This window comes from Bacillus sp. GW821-FHT11D08, from assembly GCF_058808515.1.
In genome coordinates, this window is record NZ_JBXARS010000005.1 from 56,278 (window position 1) to 76,809 (window position 20,532).

At 46.9% G+C, this 20,532-nt stretch carries 27 protein-coding genes and 1 riboswitch; of the genes, 24 read left to right on the forward strand and 3 right to left on the reverse strand.

The genetic code is table 11. From position 1 onward, the window contains the following. Positions 1-4: 4 nt before the first annotated feature. The 13 genes from AC1RRX_RS11375 (at position 5) to lysA (ending at position 10,292) form a co-directional block, all read left to right on the forward strand. Complete coding sequence (locus AC1RRX_RS11375) at positions 5-823, forward strand: purine-nucleoside phosphorylase (protein ID WP_007409407.1); 819 nt, start codon at positions 5-7, stop codon at positions 821-823. Positions 824-960: 137 nt separating this feature from the next. Further along, the gene (locus tag AC1RRX_RS11380) at positions 961-2,130 is read left to right on the forward strand and encodes a D-alanyl-D-alanine carboxypeptidase family protein (RefSeq protein WP_007409410.1); all 1,170 of its coding nucleotides are present in this window, start codon (positions 961-963) and stop codon (positions 2,128-2,130) included. 95 nt (positions 2,131-2,225) lie between these two features. Continuing rightward, the gene (gene spoIIAA, locus AC1RRX_RS11385; protein ID WP_007409411.1) at positions 2,226-2,579 is read left to right on the forward strand and encodes an anti-sigma F factor antagonist; all 354 of its coding nucleotides are present in this window, start codon (positions 2,226-2,228) and stop codon (positions 2,577-2,579) included. Continuing rightward, positions 2,576-3,016 carry an anti-sigma F factor gene (spoIIAB, locus tag AC1RRX_RS11390; RefSeq protein ID WP_003153347.1) on the forward strand — a complete coding sequence of 147 codons (441 nt, stop codon included), beginning with the start codon at positions 2,576-2,578 and terminating at the stop codon, positions 3,014-3,016. The genes spoIIAA and spoIIAB overlap by 4 nt, the downstream gene beginning before the upstream one ends. An 11-nt stretch (positions 3,017-3,027) precedes the next feature. Continuing rightward, the gene (sigF, locus tag AC1RRX_RS11395; protein ID WP_003153348.1) at positions 3,028-3,795 is read left to right on the forward strand and encodes an RNA polymerase sporulation sigma factor SigF; all 768 of its coding nucleotides are present in this window, start codon (positions 3,028-3,030) and stop codon (positions 3,793-3,795) included. A 126-nt stretch (positions 3,796-3,921) separates the two neighbouring features. Then, entirely contained in the window at positions 3,922-4,542 is a 621-nt protein-coding gene (gene spoVAA, locus AC1RRX_RS11400; RefSeq protein WP_007409412.1) for a stage V sporulation protein SpoVAA, read from the forward strand. Continuing rightward, positions 4,532-4,957 (forward strand): stage V sporulation protein AB, encoded by a 426-nt coding sequence (locus tag AC1RRX_RS11405; protein ID WP_144464496.1) that lies wholly within the window; start codon positions 4,532-4,534, stop codon positions 4,955-4,957. Before spoVAA ends, AC1RRX_RS11405 begins: the two co-directional genes overlap by 11 nt. A 12-nt stretch (positions 4,958-4,969) precedes the next feature. Beyond that, entirely contained in the window at positions 4,970-5,422 is a 453-nt protein-coding gene (gene spoVAC, locus AC1RRX_RS11410; RefSeq protein ID WP_003153353.1) for a stage V sporulation protein AC, read from the forward strand. Positions 5,423-5,433: 11 nt separating this feature from the next. Continuing rightward, positions 5,434-6,450 carry a stage V sporulation protein AD gene (gene spoVAD, locus AC1RRX_RS11415; protein ID WP_007409414.1) on the forward strand — a complete coding sequence of 339 codons (1,017 nt, stop codon included), beginning with the start codon at positions 5,434-5,436 and terminating at the stop codon, positions 6,448-6,450. After that, positions 6,451-6,801, forward strand: coding sequence for a stage V sporulation protein AE (spoVAE, locus tag AC1RRX_RS11420; RefSeq protein ID WP_007409415.1), 351 nt, complete (start codon positions 6,451-6,453; stop codon positions 6,799-6,801). 3 nt (positions 6,802-6,804) lie between these two features. After that, positions 6,805-7,413, forward strand: a complete 609-nt coding sequence (gene spoVAEA / locus AC1RRX_RS11425; protein WP_025284950.1) for a stage V sporulation protein SpoVABEA — start codon at positions 6,805-6,807, stop codon at positions 7,411-7,413. Further along, positions 7,367-8,848, forward strand: coding sequence for a spore germination protein (locus tag AC1RRX_RS11430; RefSeq protein WP_007409417.1), 1,482 nt, complete (start codon positions 7,367-7,369; stop codon positions 8,846-8,848). The genes spoVAEA and AC1RRX_RS11430 overlap by 47 nt, the downstream gene beginning before the upstream one ends. A gap of 124 nt (positions 8,849-8,972) precedes the next feature. Then, positions 8,973-10,292 (forward strand): diaminopimelate decarboxylase, encoded by a 1,320-nt coding sequence (lysA, locus tag AC1RRX_RS11435; protein WP_025649809.1) that lies wholly within the window; start codon positions 8,973-8,975, stop codon positions 10,290-10,292. 44 nt (positions 10,293-10,336) lie between these two features. Here lysA and AC1RRX_RS11440 read toward each other — a convergent pair whose 3' ends face one another. Then, positions 10,337-11,239 (reverse strand): DUF1002 domain-containing protein, encoded by a 903-nt coding sequence (locus AC1RRX_RS11440; protein ID WP_007409419.1) that lies wholly within the window; start codon positions 11,237-11,239, stop codon positions 10,337-10,339. A 284-nt stretch (positions 11,240-11,523) separates the two neighbouring features. Here AC1RRX_RS11440 and AC1RRX_RS11445 point away from each other — a divergent pair, with 284 nt between their 5' ends. The 9 genes from AC1RRX_RS11445 (at position 11,524) to ribT (ending at position 18,185) form a co-directional block, all read left to right on the forward strand. After that, entirely contained in the window at positions 11,524-11,955 is a 432-nt protein-coding gene (locus tag AC1RRX_RS11445; RefSeq protein ID WP_003153363.1) for a peptidylprolyl isomerase, read from the forward strand. A 149-nt stretch (positions 11,956-12,104) separates the two neighbouring features. Then, a complete protein-coding gene (locus AC1RRX_RS11450) occupies positions 12,105-12,596 on the forward strand; it encodes a CcdC protein domain-containing protein (protein ID WP_007409421.1) in 492 nt (163 codons plus the stop codon). Between the two features lie 80 nt (positions 12,597-12,676). Beyond that, on the forward strand, positions 12,677-13,252 hold the full coding sequence (gene lepB / locus AC1RRX_RS11455) for a signal peptidase I (protein ID WP_032861567.1): 576 nt from the start codon (positions 12,677-12,679) through the stop codon (positions 13,250-13,252). A 248-nt stretch (positions 13,253-13,500) separates the two neighbouring features. Further along, positions 13,501-13,845 (forward strand): hypothetical protein, encoded by a 345-nt coding sequence (locus tag AC1RRX_RS11460; protein ID WP_007409423.1) that lies wholly within the window; start codon positions 13,501-13,503, stop codon positions 13,843-13,845. Between the two features lie 119 nt (positions 13,846-13,964). Next, a riboswitch (FMN riboswitch) is annotated at positions 13,965-14,111 on the forward strand. Between the two features lie 131 nt (positions 14,112-14,242). Beyond that, positions 14,243-15,358 (forward strand): bifunctional diaminohydroxyphosphoribosylaminopyrimidine deaminase/5-amino-6-(5-phosphoribosylamino)uracil reductase RibD, encoded by a 1,116-nt coding sequence (ribD, locus tag AC1RRX_RS11465; protein ID WP_015240125.1) that lies wholly within the window; start codon positions 14,243-14,245, stop codon positions 15,356-15,358. Then, entirely contained in the window at positions 15,339-15,986 is a 648-nt protein-coding gene (ribE, locus tag AC1RRX_RS11470) for a riboflavin synthase (protein ID WP_047935906.1), read from the forward strand. Before ribD ends, ribE begins: the two co-directional genes overlap by 20 nt. Positions 15,987-16,000: 14 nt before the next feature. Continuing rightward, a complete protein-coding gene (locus AC1RRX_RS11475) occupies positions 16,001-17,197 on the forward strand; it encodes a bifunctional 3,4-dihydroxy-2-butanone-4-phosphate synthase/GTP cyclohydrolase II (protein WP_003153371.1) in 1,197 nt (398 codons plus the stop codon). A gap of 32 nt (positions 17,198-17,229) precedes the next feature. After that, positions 17,230-17,694, forward strand: coding sequence for a 6,7-dimethyl-8-ribityllumazine synthase (gene ribH, locus AC1RRX_RS11480; protein WP_003153372.1), 465 nt, complete (start codon positions 17,230-17,232; stop codon positions 17,692-17,694). A 116-nt stretch (positions 17,695-17,810) separates the two neighbouring features. Continuing rightward, the gene (ribT, locus tag AC1RRX_RS11485; RefSeq protein WP_003153373.1) at positions 17,811-18,185 is read left to right on the forward strand and encodes a GNAT family N-acetyltransferase RibT; all 375 of its coding nucleotides are present in this window, start codon (positions 17,811-17,813) and stop codon (positions 18,183-18,185) included. 65 nt (positions 18,186-18,250) lie between these two features. Here ribT and AC1RRX_RS11490 read toward each other — a convergent pair whose 3' ends face one another. Both AC1RRX_RS11490 and AC1RRX_RS11495 read right to left on the reverse strand, forming a co-directional pair. Continuing rightward, positions 18,251-18,772 (reverse strand): DUF309 domain-containing protein, encoded by a 522-nt coding sequence (locus tag AC1RRX_RS11490; protein WP_003153375.1) that lies wholly within the window; start codon positions 18,770-18,772, stop codon positions 18,251-18,253. Between the two features lie 88 nt (positions 18,773-18,860). Continuing rightward, positions 18,861-18,950 (reverse strand): YjcZ family sporulation protein, encoded by a 90-nt coding sequence (locus AC1RRX_RS11495; RefSeq protein ID WP_003153376.1) that lies wholly within the window; start codon positions 18,948-18,950, stop codon positions 18,861-18,863. 207 nt (positions 18,951-19,157) lie between these two features. On the opposite strand from AC1RRX_RS11495, the gene AC1RRX_RS11500 reads away from it, so the two are divergent. Both AC1RRX_RS11500 and scpB read left to right on the forward strand, forming a co-directional pair. Then, a complete protein-coding gene (locus tag AC1RRX_RS11500; protein WP_007409427.1) occupies positions 19,158-19,913 on the forward strand; it encodes a segregation/condensation protein A in 756 nt (251 codons plus the stop codon). Continuing rightward, positions 19,903-20,496: an SMC-Scp complex subunit ScpB gene (gene scpB / locus AC1RRX_RS11505; protein ID WP_007409428.1), complete on the forward strand. Its 594-nt coding sequence runs from the start codon at positions 19,903-19,905 to the stop codon at positions 20,494-20,496. Before AC1RRX_RS11500 ends, scpB begins: the two co-directional genes overlap by 11 nt. Positions 20,497-20,532 lie beyond the last annotated feature (36 nt).

The following is a 20,532-nucleotide window of genomic DNA, read 5'->3' on the forward strand; positions in this document are numbered from 1 at the left end:
TTTTTTGAAACAAAAGATCGAACGTGCTGCTGCATTTATTAAAGAACACGTGAAAGAAACACCAAAGATCGGTCTGATTTTAGGGTCAGGGCTCGGCGTATTGGCCGATGAAATTGAAGGAGCTGTCAAGCTTACATATGAAACGATCCCTGATTTTCCGGTCTCAACGGTAGAAGGCCATGCCGGCCAGCTTGTGATGGGAACGCTTGAAGGTGTGCAGGTCATCGCGATGCAGGGCCGCTTTCATTACTATGAAGGCTACTCAATGGATCAGGTCACATTTCCCGTCCGCGTGATGAAGGCGCTCGGCGTTGAATCTCTCGTCGTGACGAACGCAGCCGGCGGTATCAACACTGAATTCCGGGCCGGCGATCTGATGATTATTACAGACCACATCAACTTTACGGGCACCAACCCGTTAATCGGGCCGAACGAAGCTGAATTCGGACCGAGATTCCCGGACATGTCAGAAGCCTATGACAAAGAGCTGTCAGGCTTGGCTGAAAAAACGGCCGATGAGCTGGGCATTCCTGTCCAAAAAGGGGTGTATACAGCTGTTACGGGGCCGTCTTACGAAACGCCTGCTGAGGTTCGGTTTTTAAGAACGATGGGTTCTGACGCTGTCGGCATGTCGACCGTGCCGGAAGTCATCGTCGCCAACCACGCGGGGATGCGCGTGCTCGGCATCTCATGCATTTCCAACGCGGCGGCAGGTATTCTTGACCAGCCGTTATCCCATGAAGAAGTAATGGAAATGACGGAAAAAGTAAAAGGCGGTTTTTTGAAGCTTGTAAAAGCCGTAGTCGCACGATCTCAAAAATAAGTCAGCATCAGTCAGCTGTTTCTTCGGAAGCAGCTGTTTTTTTTGTGCCCTCAACACGAAACATTTTCCAGATGAGGCGTATAAAACCACCGGATTTGGAAAAAATAAAAAGGATTATGAAATGGAGGGCTTTGGAGATGAAACGTCTTATATCCACTTTGTTGATTGGCATTTTATTAACGGCATCAGCACCGTCCGCTTTTGCAAAGCCGGACGGAAAACATACATCGGAGCTCGCTCATGAAGCCAAAAGCGCCGTGCTGATTGAACGCGATACGGGAAGCATTCTTTATAACAAGAACAGCCGGGAGCGTCTGGCGCCGGCAAGCATGACAAAAATTATGACCATGCTTTTAATCATGGAAGCGCTTGACAAAGGGAAAATAAAGATGAGCGATAAAGTCAGGACGAGTGAACATGCCGCGTCCATGGGCGGATCACAGATTTTCCTTGAACCCGGAGAAGAAATGACGGTAAAAGAAATGCTCAAAGGAATTGCGATAGCTTCCGGAAATGACGCATCCGTCGCAATGGCGGAGTATATTGCCGGTTCAGAAGAGGATTTCGTCAGCCGGATGAACAAAAAAGCAAAAGAATTGGGATTGAAAGATACCTCCTTCAAAAACCCGACGGGACTGCCTGAAAAAGACCATTACAGCTCTGCTTATGACATGGCGAAAATGGCGAAGGAATTATTGAAGTATGATAAAATCACTCAATTTACGGGAACGTATGAAGATTATTTAAGAGAAAACACAGACAAAAAGTTCTGGCTCGTCAATACAAACCGGCTGATCAAATTTTATCCGGGTGTAGACGGCGTGAAGACGGGCTTTACAGGCGAAGCGAAGTATTGTTTAACCGCCACCGCTAAAAAAGGAAATATGAGGGTCATTGCTGTTGTTTTCGGAGCCAGCACTCCGAAAGAAAGAAATGCCCAAGTGACCAAAATGCTTGATTACGCCTTCAGCCAGTTCAAAACACACCCGCTGTACAAACGGGATCAAATCGTCGGAACGGTAAAAGTGAAAAAAGGAAAACAGAAACTGATCAAGCTGACCACATCTGAGCCGATTTCTCTTCTGGCCAAAAAGGGAGAGAACATGGACAAAGTAAAAAAAGAAGTGAAAATCAACGGCAATGTAACGGCTCCGGTTAAAAAAGGAGAGGTGCTCGGCAGCCTCGTTCTGAAAAAAGACGGAAAGGTGCTCGTTGAAAGCCCGGTCACGGCAAAAGACGACATGGAAAAAGCGGGTTTTCTCACTTTTCTGAAGCGGACGATGGGAGATTGGACTAAATTTAAATAATCGTGGCGAACGGGCACTAGTTTTGTCATAGTGAAGGAATTGCTTTCCCGAAAATCGAAACACTCATTATCCGATCATATCAAGGAGGAATGAGCATGAGCCTTGGAATTGACTTTCATGTCAAAGAATCCGTGCTTTGTATTCGATTAACAGGTGAACTCGACCATCATACGGCAGAATCATTAAAACAAAAGGTTACTGAATCGCTGGAGGCTGACGGCATCCGTCACATTGTGCTGAACCTTGAAGATCTTACCTTCATGGACAGCTCCGGCCTCGGCGTGATTTTAGGGCGTTATAAACAAATTAAACAGCTCGGCGGAGAAATGGTCGTGTGCGCGATTTCACCCGCGGTGAGACGTCTGTTTGACATGTCCGGCCTGTTTAAAATCATCAGGTTCGAACAATCAGAACAAAAAGCGCTTTTAACGTTGGGGGTGGCATCATGAAAAACGAGATGCATCTTGAATTTTCAGCCCTCAGTCAGAACGAATCGTTTGCGCGCGTAACAGTTGCTTCTTTTATCGCACAGCTCGACCCGACGATGGATGAGCTGACGGAAATCAAGACCGTCGTATCAGAAGCGGTAACAAACGCGATCATCCACGGCTATGAAGAAAACTGCGACGGAAAGGTGTACATCTCCGTTACGCTGGAGGATCATGTCGTCTATCTGACCATACGTGACGAAGGCCTCGGGATCACGGATCTTGAGGAAGCGCGCCAGCCGCTCTTTACGACAAAACCCGAGCTTGAACGCTCCGGAATGGGCTTTACCATTATGGAAAACTTCATGGATGATGTCACGATTGATTCCTCGCCGGAGATGGGAACGACGATACGCTTAACAAAACACCTATCAAAAAGCAAAGCGCTTTGTAATTAAGGAGATTTGTTATGGATGTGGAGGTTAAGAAAAACAGCAAAAACGCGCAGCTCAAGGACCATGAAGTCAAAGAATTAATCAAAAAGAGCCAAGAGGGCGACCAGCAGGCAAGAGACCTCCTCATAGAAAAAAACATGCGTCTTGTGTGGTCCGTCGTTCAAAGGTTCTTAAACAGAGGCTATGAGCCGGACGATCTGTTTCAGATCGGCTGTATCGGATTGTTAAAATCCGTTGATAAATTCGATTTGTCCTATGATGTCCGTTTTTCAACTTATGCCGTGCCGATGATTATCGGAGAAATCCAGCGCTTCATCCGCGATGACGGAACCGTCAAAGTTTCAAGATCTTTAAAAGAGCTCGGCAATAAAATACGCCGGGCGAAAGATGAACTGTCAAAAACATACGGAAGAGTGCCGACCGTCCAGGAAATCGCGGACCATTTAGAAATTGATGCGGAGGATGTGGTGCTTGCGCAGGAAGCGGTGCGGGCGCCTTCATCCATTCATGAGACCGTGTATGAAAATGACGGAGACCCGATCACCCTGCTTGATCAGATCGCCGATCATTCAGAAGAGAAGTGGTTTGACAAAATCGCCCTCAAGGAAGCGATCAGTGATTTGGAAGAACGGGAAAAACTCATTGTCTATCTGAGATATTATAAAGATCAGACACAGTCGGAAGTAGCCGAACGGCTCGGGATTTCCCAAGTCCAGGTATCGAGGCTGGAGAAAAAAATATTAAAGCAGATTAAAGTGCAGATGGATCATACGGAAAGCTGACCTTTTACGGGCCGGCTTTTTTTATTTGTGCATCGGTGGTAATTTATGGTCTTTTGCCGCTGATGAATGAGAACAAAAGTGAACCGCATACTACATATATAACCACCCGAAAGATGGTGATGCAAGATGGAAAGACGAATATTTCTCAGACTTCGCCACCGCGTGAAGGCTCATACCGGAGATATCATCACAATCGGCGACGCCGCGCAGATCGCGGGACAGCAAAAGCTGAAAAAAAAACTGTCGGCACTGCCGCTGTATAAGGTCACGAAAAAAGACAAAAATATCGTCGTGCTGGACATCATAAAAGTGCTGAAAACCATTCATACCGCTTTTCCCGCTCTTGATGTACAGACCGTCGGCGGCGCTGAAACGATAGTGGAAATCCATTACCAGAAAAAGCAGCTGTCAGCCGTTTTGTTCGTCGGTGTCTGGCTCCTGCTTTTTATCGGTTCATGTCTTGCCATTATGAATTTTCATGAAGATGTCAGTATGAGAGAAGTTCATATCGCCTTATATGAAATCATAACGGGCGAACGGAATGAATATCCGTATCTGCTTCAGATTCCGTACAGCATCGGCCTCGGTCTCGGTATGATCGTCTTTTTTAATCACATCTTCAAAAAACGCCTGAATGAAGAGCCAAGCCCGCTGGAAGTCGAGATGTTTAATTATCAGCTTGATCTCGATCATTATGTCGCAATGCACGAAAATGAAGAGACGATGAAAGATCTGCATGATCGTTAGCATTCTTTTCGTTATATTTGTCGGGCTTGGCGGAGGGCTGACCGTGGGTGCGGGATTTGTGGCTTTTTTAACCGTTATGGGAATCATCCCCCGCCTTATGCAGCTGACAAAAACAATGCGCTTTGTACAGGCCTACGAAGGAGCTGTTATTTCAGGAGCTGTGTTCGGCGGCTGGGAAACCTTAAATATGAATCATTTTTTTTTATCTGAATGGCTGGCCGTTCCGGTCGGGCTTTTGGCCGGCATGTTTGTCGGCATGCTGGCCGCCGCGCTTACAGAAGTGCTGAATGTGCTTCCCATTCTTGCCAAACGGATCGGCTTCGGCAGCAAAATCATCATATTGCTGATGGCCATTGTGTTCGGCAAAATAGCCGGCTCTTTATTTCATTGGCTGTATTTTATCCATCATTCATAAGGAGGAACCGACATGACAAACTTAAAAGAAAATTACAAAACAAAAGTGAAAGACTATCAGCCGAAACCGCCATATGTTTGGAATTGCGTCAAAGCCTTTCTGATCGGCGGTTTGATCTGTCTGATCGGGCAGGCTCTTCAAGACTTTTACATCCACTTTTTTAATTTTAATGAAAAAACAGCGGGCAACCCGACGGCCGCCACTCTTATTTTAATTTCCGCCCTTTTGACCGGATTCGGCATTTATGACAGACTCGGGCAGTTTGCCGGAGCGGGTTCAGCCGTGCCGGTGACGGGTTTTGCAAACAGTATGACAAGCGCCGCTCTGGAACACAGAAGTGAAGGACTCGTGCTCGGAGTAGCGACAAACATGTTTAAATTGGCGGGAAACGTCATTGTATTCGGCGTCGTGGCAGCCTATATCGTAGGCCTGATACGGTTTGCTTGTGAAAAACTGTTTTCGTAGGAGGAGAAAAAATGAAATTGACCGGAAAGCAAACCTGGGTGTTTGAAAACCCGTTATTTGTAAATGCGGCGGGAACGGCAGCCGGACCGAAAGAAAAAGACGGCCCGCTCGGTTCGCTGTTTGATAAGACATACGATGAAATGCATTGCAATCAGAAAAACTGGGAAATGGCGGAACGTCAGTTAATGGAAGATGCCATCAACTCCGCTTTGCAAAAACAGAACTTGAAAAAGAGCGATATTGATTTGTTACTCGCGGGGGATCTTTTAAATCAAAATGTGACCGCCAACTACGTCGCCAGACATCTGAAAATTCCGTTCCTCTGTCTGTTCGGCGCCTGTTCGACATCAATGGAAACGATTGCCGTCGCATCCGCGCTCATTGACGGCGGTTTTGCGAACCGGGCGATCGCAGCCACGAGCAGCCATAACGCGACGGCAGAACGGCAATTCCGCAATCCGACGGAGTATGGCGGGCAAAAACCGGATACCGCCACTTCAACGGTTACGGGGGGCGGGGCGGTCATCATCAGCCAAAACCCTTCTGATATCAAGATTACAAGCGCAACAGTGGGAAAAGTAAGCGACCTTGGAATAACAGATCCGTCCGATATGGGATCCGCCATGGCGCCCGCTGCCGCCGACACAATCAAACAGCACCTGCAGGACTTAAACCGCACGGCGGATGATTATGATCTGATTTTAACGGGAGACCTTTCAGGCGTCGGCTCGCCGATCGTGAAAGATTTGCTCAAAGAAGAAGGCTATCCCGTGGGAACGAAACACGATGACTGCGGTCTTCTCATCTATACGCCGGACCAGCAGGTGTTTGCGGGCGGAAGCGGCTGCGCCTGCTCCGCGCTTGTTACGTACACACATATTTTTAACCAATTAAAAGCGGGGACTCTAAACAGGGTACTCGTTGTCGCGACAGGAGCGCTTTTGAGTCCGACAATGATCCAGCAGAAGGAAACCATTCCGACCATCGCGCACGGTGTGGTATTTGAGCGGGCGGGAGGTGCATCATAAATGGAATATCTGTTGGCTTTTGTTTGCGGGGGAATCATATGCATTATCGGTCAGCTGCTGCTTGACATTTTTAAACTGACACCCGCCCATGTGATGACAACTTTTGTCGTCATCGGCGCCTTGTTAGATGGGTTCGGAATTTATGACAAATTTATCGAATTCGCGGGCGCGGGCGCAACGGTTCCCATCGTCAGCTTCGGTCACAGCTTATTGCACGGCGCCATGCATCAAGCTCACGAGCATGGATTTATCGGGATCGCCATGGGGATTTTTGAACTTACTTCCGCCGGTATATCTTCAGCGATTTTATTCGCATTTCTTGTAGCCGTTATTTTTAAACCGAAAGGATAATGCCTGATGACGAAACGGAAGGTCATTCTTGTGACAGACGGGGACGTGTACGCCGCCAAAACAATTGAATATGCCGCGGAAAAAGCAGGCGGACGGTGTATTTCCCAATCAAAAGGCAATCCGTCAACGAGAAGCGGCCCCGAACTTGTTCAGCTGATTAAAGCCGCGCCGAATGACCCGGTGTTTGTCATGTTTGACGATTCAGGCCTGCAAGGGGAAGGGCCGGGCGAAACGGCGCTGAAATATGTCGCCTCTCATCAGGACATTGAAGTGCTGGGGGTGATTGCGGTCGCTTCTAAGACCCATCAGGCTGAATGGACGAAAGTCGATGTCTCCATTGACCGTGATGGAGAAGTGACGGAGTTTGGCGTCGATAAAACCGGAATGAGAGAAATGGACGAGCACAGAATGAACGGAGATACGGTGTATTGTCTGGATAAATTGGACGTTCCCCTCATTGTGGGCATCGGCGACATAGGTAAGATGGGAAGAAAAGATGACATATCCAAAGGCTCGCCGATCACGATGAAGGCGGTCGAATTCATTTTAGAAAGGAGCGAAAGCCATGCCGGAAAAACCGGAAAACATGATCAAGGTGTACCGGGATCCTAGAAAAAATGAACAATTTTTTAAAGACCGCGTCGGTATGGGAACGAGCTATGATGTCGGCGTCCGCAAAGTTCGAGTATTAGACCGGGAAGTCCAGATTTACTTTGTCAACGGATTAACCGATACTTTGTTTATCATTCATTTAATGGAACAGCTCGTCGACGTCAATAATTATGACGAGAATGCGGATGAAGCGATTGACGTTGTTGAAAACAGGCTTGTCAATCAGCAGGTTCAAAAAGTCAAAACGCTCGACGAAGCAACGGATCAAGTGCTTTCCGGACTTGTGGCGGTTATCGTTGAAGACGCGGGCTTCGCCTTTATCGTTGACGTCAGAAGTTATCCCGGACGCACGCCTGAAGAACCGGATACGGAAAAGGTCGTCCGCGGGGCAAGAGACGGTTTTATCGAAAATATCGTCATTAATACAGCATTGATCAGAAGACGAATCAGGGACGAAAGGCTCCGCGTCAAAATTACGAAAGTCGGCGAGCGCTCTAAGACCGATCTTGCGATTGTGTATATAGAGGACATCGCGGACCCGGACCTTGTCAGCATCGTCGAAAACGAAGTGAATGCGATTGACATTGACGGACTGACGATGGCTGATAAAACGGTGGAGGAATTCATCGTCAAACAAGGCTACAATCCGTTTCCGATGGTCAGATACACGGAGCGGCCGGATGTGGCCGCCAATCACATTTTGGAAGGGCACGTCATCATCGTCGTCGATACGTCACCGAGCGTGATCATAACGCCGACAACGATATTTCACCATGTTCAGCATGCGGAAGAATACAGGCAGGCGCCTTCAGTGGGCACATTTTTAAGATGGATCAGGTTTTTCGGTATTATCGCTTCAACCGTTCTGCTTCCGATCTGGTTCCTCTTTGTTCTCGAGCCGTCTCTTCTGCCTGAAAGATTGGATTTTATCGGTTTAAATAAAAATACGCACATCCCGATCATTCTGCAAATCTTTTTGGCCGATTTGGGGATTGAGTTTCTCAGGATGGCCGCGATCCATACGCCGACCGCTTTATCCACCGCCATGGGTCTGATTGCGGCGGTGCTGATCGGTCAAATCGCCATAGCGGTGGGGCTGTTTTCAGCAGAAGTGATTCTGTACGTATCGATCGCCGCCATCGGATCATTTACCACGCCGAGCTATGAGCTCAGCCTCGCCAATAAAATGATACGCCTCATCTTAATGGTTCTCGTAGCCATTTTCCAAGTGAAAGGCTTTGTGATAGGTTTTACATTGCTGCTGATCATAATGGCGAATATCCGCTCGTTTCACACGCCGTATTTATGGCCGTTTTTACCGTTTAACGGCAAGGCGCTGTGGCAGGTGCTCGTCCGGACGACAGTGCCGGGAGCGAAAGTCAGACCGAGCATTGTTCACCCGAAAGACCGTCAAAGACAGCCAAGCGGTTCATAATCGCATTGAAACCGACAGAAGATTATGATATTGTATGTCTTAACTTATACGGGACTTGTATAAGGACAGCTCAAAAGAAGCTGTCCTTTTCACCCATATGCGGATCAGAAAGAGGGAATGAGCATTGTTCTTACATGGCACAAGCAGACAAAACAAACTAGGTCATTTGGAAATCGGAGGTGTGGACGCGCTGTATTTAGCGGAGCATTACGGCACGCCTCTTTATGTTTACGATGTGGCTTTAATACGTGAGCGCGCTAAAAGCTTTAAACAGGCATTCATTGACGCGGATTTAAAGGCGCAGGTCGCGTACGCGAGCAAGGCGTTTTCTTCCGTTGCGATGATACAGCTCGCTGAGCAGGAGGGGCTCTCATTGGACGTTGTATCCGGCGGAGAGCTGTTTACGGCGGTTGCGGCTGGTTTTCCGGCTGACAGGATTCATTTTCACGGCAATAACAAAAGCGAAGAAGAGTTGAAAATGGCGCTCGATCATCAAATCGGCTGCATTGTCGTTGATAATTTTTATGAAATATCCTTACTCGCGGAACTGTGCCGCAAATCAGGGCGCACAATGGATGTGCTTCTGCGGATCACTCCGGGGGTAGAGGCGCATACGCATGATTATATTACGACGGGACAGGAAGATTCCAAATTCGGTTTTGATCTGCATAACGGGCAAATAGAAAAGGCGATTGAACAAGTATTACAGTCAGACCATATCCGCCTTCTCGGCGTTCACTGCCACATCGGATCGCAAATTTTTGATACGGCGGGCTTTGTGCTGGCCGCAGAAAAAATCTTCACAAAACTGAATGAATGGAGAGAATCATTCGGCTTTGTCTCTGAAGTGCTGAATTTAGGGGGCGGCTTTGGCATCCGCTACACGGAGGAGGATGAACCCCTTCATCCTGCCGTTTATGTGGAAAAAATTATCGAAGCGGTAAAAGAAAACGCAGCGCTGCACGCTTTTGACATTCCGGAGATCTGGATTGAACCGGGACGCTCGCTCGTCGGAGACGCCGGAACGACGCTTTATACCATCGGTTCGCAAAAAGAAGTGCCCGGCACCCGTAAATATGCAGCGGTTGACGGGGGCATGAGCGATAACATCCGTCCTGCGCTGTATCAGGCGAAATATGAGGCCGTATCGGCAAACAGAATCGGAGAACACCACGATAAAACGGTATCCATCGCGGGTAAGTGCTGTGAAAGCGGTGATATGCTCATTTGGGATATAGACCTTCCGGAAGTGAAAGAAGGCGATCTTCTCGCCGTTTTCTGCACGGGAGCATACGGATACAGCATGGCTAACAACTACAACCGCATTCCGCGTCCCGCCGTCGTTTTTGTGGAAGACGGCGAAGCGCATCTTGTCATTAGAAGGGAAACTTATGAAGACATTGTAAAACTGGATCTGCCGTTTAAGACGGGGGTCAAACAATAAATAAAAAAGAGACCGGAACAATGGCGTCCGGTCTCTTTTTGCATTCAGCTGTTGTTAGAACTTGATCCGCTGTCTCCTGTAAATACAGACACGATCGCATTCCAAATCGAAGCGAAGAAGTCAATGACTTTTTGAACAAAGCTTTTGCCTTCATCGGATTGAATGAACTTCGTGATTTTGTCTTTTGCCTTGTCAAGCTGGCTGCCGACTTGGCCCCAATCAATCTTGGCATTTTTCATTTTATTAAACAATGAAACGAGCTGGTCTTTTTGAGCGTCAGTCAGTGTAATGTTAAGGTTTGAAGCCGCATCATCGACCTTTTTCTCGATTCCTTCTTTTGTATCGGGCACACCGTTTTTCGCGAAATCATCTTTAATGTTTGCGATGAGCGCGGAGGCGTTTTTATCCCCGATTTTATCCCCGAGATTTGAAGTGGTGACAAGCTCTTGGTTGGCGACCTGTTTTACATCTTCTGAAATCGCTTTGTCTGATGAGACTTCATATGCCTTGATGATTCCCGTTAATGCTGCGGTGCCTGATACCTCAAACGGCGCCGTCACGTATACTTTCGCATCTTTCACTCCTGCTGTCATCAGGGCGTTTAAGTACATTTCATCCGTGATGGAATCGATATTATGGGTCTTAACGTCAAGCCCGGACCCTTTCTTTGCCACCGTGATGGATGATGAAGAGATGGCTCTTGTGCCGATTTGGGCATTCGATATATATTTTCCCAGATATTCATGTTCTTCTTTATTCGTGACCGTCACTTTTGTCGCGTTATCAGGGACATTTAATTCGTCAAGCACTTTCTGACGGTTTTCGTTTGACAGATCCGCCCCCAGTGTGACGATGACATCTCCGACTGCGGCATCGGCCAGGCTGATTTTCGGTATTGTACACAATACAACGGCCGCCGCCAGCAATCCAATCCACATTTTTTTCAAAGCGGTTAACCTCCTTCTTTTCACAAATGCCGTTTTGAAGCGGTTTGTGAGGACCTGCGTGAAGCAGTTCCGATACATAGACGGCTGTGAAGCTGTTCTGGTTTCATTTTCTTTCTGCGGAAGCGTGGAGATTCGTTTTCCGGCTGAAGGTGTGGTATAATAGCCGCGAAAAGAAGAGCAGAGGCCTCTTCCTTCAAAAGAATATCAAAAAGAAAGCCGGCTTACAATTGAAATTCATATTGAAGAAGGCTTTGACAAAAAACAATACGGAAGTAGGAATGAGAATGAAAACTGGTTACATCGAAATGGAAAACGGCAGCAGAATTGAATTTGAACTTTATCCGAATGAAGCGCCTAATACAGTCGCTAACTTTGAAAACCTGGCGAATACGGGCTTTTATGACGGCGTTATTTTCCACCGCGTGATTCCGGGCTTTGTCAGCCAAGGCGGAGATCCGACTGGGACAGGCATGGGCGGAAGCGGAAAAACGATCAAATGTGAAACAGAAGGCAATCCGCATAAGCACGAAGCCGGTTCTTTATCAATGGCGCATGCCGGTAAAGACACGGGTTCAAGCCAATTCTTCATCGTACATGAGCCGCAGCCGCATTTAAACGGCGTTCATACTGTATTCGGAAAAGTGACAAGCGGTTTAGAGCATGCGAAAAACATGTCTAACGGAGACAAAATGAAAGAAATCCGTGTAGAAGGATAATGACAAAAAACCCGCCTTTTTCAGGCGGGTTTTTTTATGTATATGAAAATTCTCATGTGTAAATCATGAAAAAATACATATATGAACATCAGCGATCATTCTGGTATAGTGAAAAAGACCGATTACAACAATGAAAAGAGGTAGAAACGTTGGTTCAATTGGCAACCGTTTTATTTGTCATTATCATTCTCGCACTTATGATTTGGTTCAGGGTGAAAAAGGGAAACAGGCCGATTAAAGGCGGCGGCTTCGGCATCATTCTCCCGCTATTGATTATCGCCGTCATTTTTACATTCAGCATCAGCCAGCTCATGAATATCCCGGGAAAGCCGTTTCATTTTCCCGCTCTTTGGGAGCTCGCCATCGCCGGACTGTTAGGCGCGGTATTCGGCGTCATCATGCTGTCGCAAACCGCCTATGAAATCCGGGAAGACGGCTTTGTCTACTCCAAGCGGAATAAAAACTTTAAATATGTCATTATCGCGATTATTGCGATCCGTATCGTGCTCAGCCAATATTTCAAAAACATTGACGCGGCGGAATTCGCCGTTTTAACGATGGAACTTGCTTTTGTGTATTTGTGCATTTGGCGGATCGGAAGCTTCGTGAAATACCGTAAAATCAGCAGATCCGGCTTATAAAATGAAAAAAATGGATGAGGTGCGGGGCTTATTTGCCCTCTGTGCAGGGATTCATGGTAAAATAAAAACGACCATGGCTAATGGGAGGAAATCACTTGAAATCAGAAAAAGAAAAAACTTCTAAAAAAAGCGCCGTACTTGATTGGGCGAAAGCCATTATCATCGCTGTCGTTCTGGCACTGCTCATCCGAAACTTTTTATTTGCCCCTTATCTCGTTGATGGAAGATCAATGGATCCGACGCTGCATGACCGCGAGAGAATCTTTGTCAATATGACGGTCAAATACATAAGCGACTTCAAACGCGGCCAGATCGTCGTGCTGAACGGAGAAAACGAGCACTATGTCAAACGGATTATCGGACTTCCCGGCGACACGGTGCAAATGAAAAACGATCAGCTGTACATCAACGGCAAAAAAGTGTCCGAACCGTATTTAGCGGCAAACAAGCACAAGGCGAAGCAAGACGGCTATGACCGGCTGACAGAAGACTTCGGCCCGGTGAAGGTGCCGGACGACAAATATTTCGTCATGGGTGATAACCGCAGAGAATCTATGGACAGCCGCAACGGCCTCGGTCTCTTTACGAAAAAACAAATAGCGGGCACATCAAAATTCGTCTTCTTCCCGTTTAACGAAATTCGCAAGACGAAATAAACCGTACAGGCAGTTTTCTTCATGAGGAAAACTGCTTTTTTTATATAAATTTATCTTTCCACCCTCAAAAACAGAACATAAATTCGTATATCTATTTAATAGATAGAAAGTTTTACAGATACATGAAACATCTTCCCTTTATGAAACGTTATATGAATAACTCACGCAGGGAAGAACGGTTTTCTATTCATGAAAAAAAGGAAAATGACATAGTAATGAATAGATTGATACGGGCTGGAGGTAGAAAAATGGGAAGAATTAAAACAAAAGCAGCCATTTTACTTGTACTGCTGCTGTTATTAGCGGGCGGTTATATGGTCATAAACGATATTGAACTGAAAGACGTGCCGACTGCAATCGGACAAACCCTGTCCCAGGAAAAAGAAGAATATACAGTCAAAACATATAAAATTACGAAAATCGAAGGAACTGAGTACCACGGTACGGCAGAAAACGGCACAAAAATTATTTTTAACGGCGACAAGCTGAAGCAGGATCTCTCCGATGTGAAAAAGGGAGATAAGATTAAAGCGTATTTCAGCAAATCAAACCGGATTGACGGCTTATTGAAGGTCGTCAAAGTGAACGAATAAATAAAGGCGCCTTTTATGGGAAAAGGGCGCTTTTTATTTTTCTGAATAATTAGGTGCAAATTCATTGCGCCTGCCGCAAAGGATGTTATAATAGCGGATAAGGACAAAAAAATATTGATTGTATCCTTCGGGGCTGGGTGAAAATCCCGACCGGCGGTAATAAGGCGTTTTGCGCTTTACAGCCCGTGACCCGTATGCATCTGTATACGGTGGATTCAGTGAAAAGCTGAAGCCGACAGTGAAAGTCTGGATGGGAGAAGGATGAGAGAAGCTATGCAAAAAATAAACTTACTGTATAGTCTTATTTCCTATGGATTAAAACTGGCAAAGCCCCGAACTGTGTAAACATTCGGGGCTTTTTTGACGCCAAATTGCGTGGAAGAAGGGAGGGATAACGATGGAAGAATATTATATGAATACGGCAATAGAACTTGCCAGACGCGGTGAAGGACAGACACAGTCCAATCCTCTTGTCGGCGCTGTCGTCGTCAAAAACGGACAGATCGTCGGAATGGGCGCCCATTTGCAATACGGAGAAGCGCATGCCGAGGTTCACGCGATTCATATGGCCGGCAGACACGCAAAAGGCGCCGATTTGTATGTGACGCTGGAGCCTTGCAGCCATTACGGAAAAACACCGCCATGCGCCGAACTGATAATAAAGTCGGGGATAAAAAGGGTGTTTATCGCTGTGAAAGATCCGAATCCGCTTGTAGCCGGAAAAGGCATCGGAATGCTGGAAGCAGCGGGCATCGAAGTGAAAACCGGACTTCTCAGGCAGCAGGCAGAAGAGCTGAATAAAATGTTTCTTCACTTCATGCGGACCGGACTTCCGTATGTCACCTTGAAAGCGGCCGCGAGCCTTGACGGGAAAACAGCGACTGAAACCGGTGACAGCAAATGGATTACATCAGAGGCGGCAAGGCTTGATGCCCAGCAATACAGGAAATCGCATCAAAGCATTCTTGTCGGAGCAGGCACAGTCAAAGCCGATAATCCGAGCCTGACCTGCAGGCTTCCTGATGCGGTGAAGCAGCCGGTCAGAGTGATTCTCGATACAAAGCTGACCATTCCTGAAACGGCAAATGTGCTCACTGACGGCGCTGCGCCGACATGGATATTTACGGCCAAAGGTGCAGACGTGCAAAAGAAAGACCGGCTGACCGCACTCGGAATAAAAGTTATTCCGCTGGAAACAGACCGCATTCACGTCCCTGAGGTGCTCAGTATTCTCGCTGAAAACGGCATAATGTCGGTTTATGTGGAAGGCGGAGCATCCGTACACGGAAGTTTTGTCAAGGAAGGCTGTTTCCAAGAGCTTCATTTCTATTTCGCCCCTAAATTAATCGGAGGAACGCTTGCTCCCAGCTTGATCTCCGGTGAAGGTTTTCAATCAATGAAAGATGTCCCCCATTTACAATTCACACAAATCACCCAAATCGGGCCGGATATAAAACTGACGGCCATACCTAAAGATGGAAAGGATGGTGACGATGTTTACAGGAATCGTTGAAGAAACAGGCACGATCCAAGCAATCAAAAAGACAGGCCTTTCCATGGCATTAACCATCGCCGCTTCAAAAGTGACAAGTGATGTGAAACTTGGCGACAGCATTGCGGTAAACGGCATCTGCCTGACCGTAACCGGATTTTCTGACAATCAATTTACGGTTGATGTCATGCCGGAAACAGTGAAAGCCACTTCGCTGAACGGCTTGTCAAAAGGCAGTAAAGTAAACTTGGAAAGAGCGATGTCCGCCAACGGGCGGTTCGGCGGCCACTTTGTATCAGGGCACGTGGACGGAACGGCGGAAATTACGCGGATCGAGAAAAAAAGCAACGCGGTCTATTACGATTTAAAACTTTCGCCGGAACTGACAAAAGCGCTCGTATTGAAAGGTTCAATTACGGTAGACGGCGTGAGCCTGACGATTTTCGGTTTATCAGACGAAAGCGTGACGGTATCCATCATTCCGCATACCATCTCAGAAACGATTTTTCAGACGAAAACAGTCGGATCGACCGTAAATATTGAGTGTGACATGATCGGCAAATACTTATACCGCTTTTTGCACAAAACAGAACAAACGAAAAGCAATCAAACTATCACGGAAGCCTTTTTAAGCGAGAACGGCTTTTAGAAAGGAAGATCGATATGTTTCATCCGATAGAAGAGGCGTTAGAGGCGCTGAAAAAAGGTGAAGTCATCATTGTTGTCGATGATGAAGACAGAGAAAACGAAGGAGATTTCGTAGCGCTGGCTGAGCATGCCACGCCGGAAGTGGTGAATTTTATGGCGACCCATGGGAGAGGCCTGATCTGCACGCCGCTGTCTGAAGACATCGCCGGCCGGCTGGATCTTCACCCGATGGTCGATCATAATACGGACTCACATGAGACCGCGTTTACGGTCAGTATTGACCACAGGCTGACAAAAACGGGCATCAGCGCGCAGGAACGATCCTTTACCATTCAGGCGCTGTTGAACGAAGAATCTGTGTCTGACGATTTTCAGCGTCCGGGCCACATTTTCCCCTTAATCGCAAAAAAAGGAGGCGTCCTGAAGCGGGCCGGCCATACGGAAGCAGCCGTTGACCTTGCAAAAGCCTGCGGATCTCAGGGAGCGGGCGTCATTTGTGAAATTATGAATGAAGACGGCACTATGGCCAGAGTGCCGGAGTTAGCCGAAATCGCCGAACGCCACCAGCTGAAAATGATTACGATAAAAGACTTAATAGAGTACCGTTACAACATTACGACCCTTGTGAACAGAGAAGTTGATATTACGCTGCCGACTGACTTCGGCACGTTTAGAGTTTACGGATATACAAACGAGGTTGACGGAAAAGAACATCTCGCCTTTGTCATGGGGGATGTCCCGTTTAACAGCGAACCCGTTCTTGTCAGAGTGCACTCAGAATGCCTGACGGGCGATGTGTTTGCATCCCATCGCTGTGATTGCGGACCTCAGCTTCATGCCGCGCTTGCGCAAATTGCTGAAGAAGGCCGCGGCGTTCTATTGTATTTGCGCCAGGAAGGCAGAGGGATCGGTTTAATCAATAAGCTGAAGGCGTACCGATTGCAGGAACAAGGGTATGACACGGTTGAAGCGAACGAAGCGCTCGGCTTTCTGCCTGATCTGCGCAACTACGGCATCGGCGCCCAGATTCTCCGCGACTTAGGGGTTCAGCATATGAAACTTTTAACCAATAACCCCCGGAAAATCGCCGGCCTCGAAGGATACGGTCTCAGCATTTCAGAACGGGTGCCGCTTCAAATGGAAGCGAGTGAGCATAACAAGCAATATTTACAGACCAAAATGAAAAAACTTGGACATCTGCTTCATTTCTAAAAACAAATCTCACAAAAAAGGATGGATAACATATGAATATCATACAAGGAAACCTAGTAGGAACAGGACTTAAAATCGGAATCGTCGTCGGCAGATTTAATGAATTTATTACGAGCAAGCTGTTAAGCGGAGCGGAAGACACGTTGCTTCGCCACGGTGTAGAATCAAACGACATTGACGTCGCTTGGGTGCCGGGAGCGTTTGAAATCCCGTTTGCGGCAAAGAAAATGGCGGAAACGAAAAAATACGATGCCGTCATTACGCTCGGCACGGTTATCAGAGGAGCGACAACGCATTATGACTATGTCTGCAATGAAGCGGCAAAAGGCATTGCCCAGGCGGGAACGGCGACGGGCGTCCCGGTTATCTTCGGCATCGTGACGACTGAAACCATTGAGCAGGCCATCGAACGAGCCGGAACAAAAGCCGGAAATAAGGGAGCGGATTGCGCAGTATCTGCCATTGAAATGGCAAATTTAAACCGTTCATTTGAATAATTTGTTGAAAAGCGTTTAAAACAGCGGCGAAAATGATATAATGTGAGGAAACGGATCGCCTTTATGTATCCGTTTGATAGGACATGAATGGACATTTTGGATATAGAGGGGTTTTTATGTTAATTCGTTATAAAAAATCGTTTGAAAAGATTGCGATGGGTCTTCTGTCATTTATGCCGAATGAAAAAGATCTCAAGCAGCTTCAGCAGACAATAAAGGACTATGAAACGGATACTGGCCGCCAGCTCTTTCTTTGGAAAGAGGATGAAGATATCGTCGGAGCGATCGGAGTCGAAAAAAAGGACTCAGAAGTTGAAATCCGGCATATCAGCGTGAATCCTTCTCACCGCCATCAAGGAATCGGAAAGCAAATGATGGACGCCTTAAAACGTCTGTTCAAAACGGAGGCACTCGTTCCGAATGAATTAACGCAAAGCTTTTTTGAACGCTGTCAACATCAAAAAGATCAGGATATCTCATATAATAACTGACAAATGCTCCCGGAATCTTCACGGTTTCGGGAGCTGTTTTGATATAGAAAAAGCAGGGCTGACCGTCAGCCTCTGCTTTTTTTTCTTCTCTCAATTTCCCGTTCGCGTTCCTTAATGACATCCGTCCTGTCCCGCAGGCGGTGTTTATGAATAAGAAAGGTATCTGATACGCCGTCTTGCCCCCATGTATAGCCCTTTCGGCGGCATTCGGCAAGACATGCTTCTTTCAGGGCTTCATCTGTAATCGGCAGCATAACACTTCTGTAAGGCAGGCCCGCTTCTATATCGTCTGACAGCGTTTCTATCAGCTCAATCAGCTTCGGGTGGCTGAGACCGAGAGAACAGACCGCCTGCTTTTCAGACCGGAGAATACGTAAGCTGTTGGCAATCAGCCGTTTCGCCCCGGCTTCATTTCCCCTGCGCTGGTGATACAGAGCGACGGCAAGCTGAATCAGGCCGACCCAATGAATGCTCCGCTTTTCAGCCGGGCTTTCTTTCCAATATTCCTCTAACAGTTCATGACACTCAAAATAATCTCTTGATGCGTGAAATTCGGCCAAAAAGCCGATATAAGCTTTAGGATACAAGCCGCTTCCTCCTTTTATGCTAAAACCAGTGTACCACAGCGCTATGAAAAGGAAAAAAAGAGCGGCTTGGTGTCTGAAGCCTGAGGAACTAGCAGATGTAAGATGCTCCTACGACAACGAGCAAAATAAACAGAACGACAATTAATGCAAAACCTCCGCCGAAACAAGCTCCGCTCATGTGAAATCAGCCTCCCTTTGTTTCAAGTTTACACGGCTATCATATGTGCATCCGCCTTTAAAGGTATAGGCGTATATCTTCTTTTTCAGTATTTTCTAAATAACGGAGGACGTGTATAAAAGTATTGGACGAGAGCATTTCGGTGGATTATACTAAAGGGTAGCCAGTTTTTCCGGCAATGAGAGTGATATTGAAAATGGTGAGATAATGGTAGAATATCAAGTGAAAATTGATACGTTTGAAGGCCCATTGGACCTGCTGCTTCATCTGATTAACCGTCTTGAAATCGACATATACGACATACCCGTGGCAACCATTACTGAACAATATTTATTATATGTACATACAATGCAAGAGCTTGAACTTGATGTCGCCAGTGAATATCTGGTCATGGCGGCGACGCTTCTCAGCATTAAAAGCAGAATGCTGCTTCCGAAACAAGAGGAAGAGCTGTTTGAAGACGAAATGCTTGAAGAAGAAGACCCTCGGGACGAGCTGATTGAAAAGCTGATTGAGTATAGAAAGTATAAAACCGCTGCGAAGGATTTAAAAGAGCGGGAAGAAGAAAGACAAAAGTCATTTACAAAGCCGCCGAGTGATTTAAGTGAGTATGCAAAAGAAATCAAACAGACGGAGCAGAAACTGTCGGTGACCGTTTATGACATGATCGGCGCGTTTCAAAAGGTGCTTCAGCGTAAAAAAATCACGCGGCCGAAAGAAACGACCATTACAAGGCAGGAAATACCGATTGAAGACAGAATGAACGAAATCGTAAAAAGCTTAAAAACGGCGGGGAGAAGAATAAACTTCACGGAGCTTTTTCCTTCTCGGCAAAAGGACCATCTCGTCGTGACGTTTTTAGCAGTCCTGGAACTGATGAAAAATCAGCAGATTATCATTGAACAGGAAGAAAACTTTTCAGATATATACATTACGGGGAGTGAATCCATTCATGGCGCTTGATATCGTGAATTGGAAAGCGATTGTGGAAGCCCTGCTGTATGCGGCGGGTGATGAAGGGCTGACCAAAAAGCAATTGGTGACGGTGCTTGAAATAGAAGAAGCGGAACTGGCCGGAATCATGGAAGAAGTGGCCGCTCAGTACAAGGAAGACGACAGAGGCATCGAGCTTACCGAATATGCGGATACGTATATGCTTGGAACGAAAAAAGAATTCGTGCCTTATTTGAAAAAACTAATCGAAGTGCCGTCAAAAGGGCTGTCACAGGCTTCTTTGGAAGTGCTGGCGATCGTTTCGTACAAGCAGCCGATCACACGGGCGGAAATTGAAGATATCCGGGGCGTGAAGTCTGAGCGGATTCTGCACAGCCTCGTGTCAAAAGCGCTGCTGTGTGAGGTGGGCCGCGCCGACGGTCCCGGCCGGGCGATTTTATACGGCACGACACCGGTATTTCTTGAACAATTCGGCTTAAAAACATTGGAGGAGCTCCCGCCGCTTCCTGAAAATGCGGAGGAAGACGTTCTCCAGGAGGAAGCCGATTTATTCTTTGAAAACTTCAACCAAACTTTTGAGGATATTAAATAATAATCGTTTTTCATCATACGATAGTAGGGAAAGGCC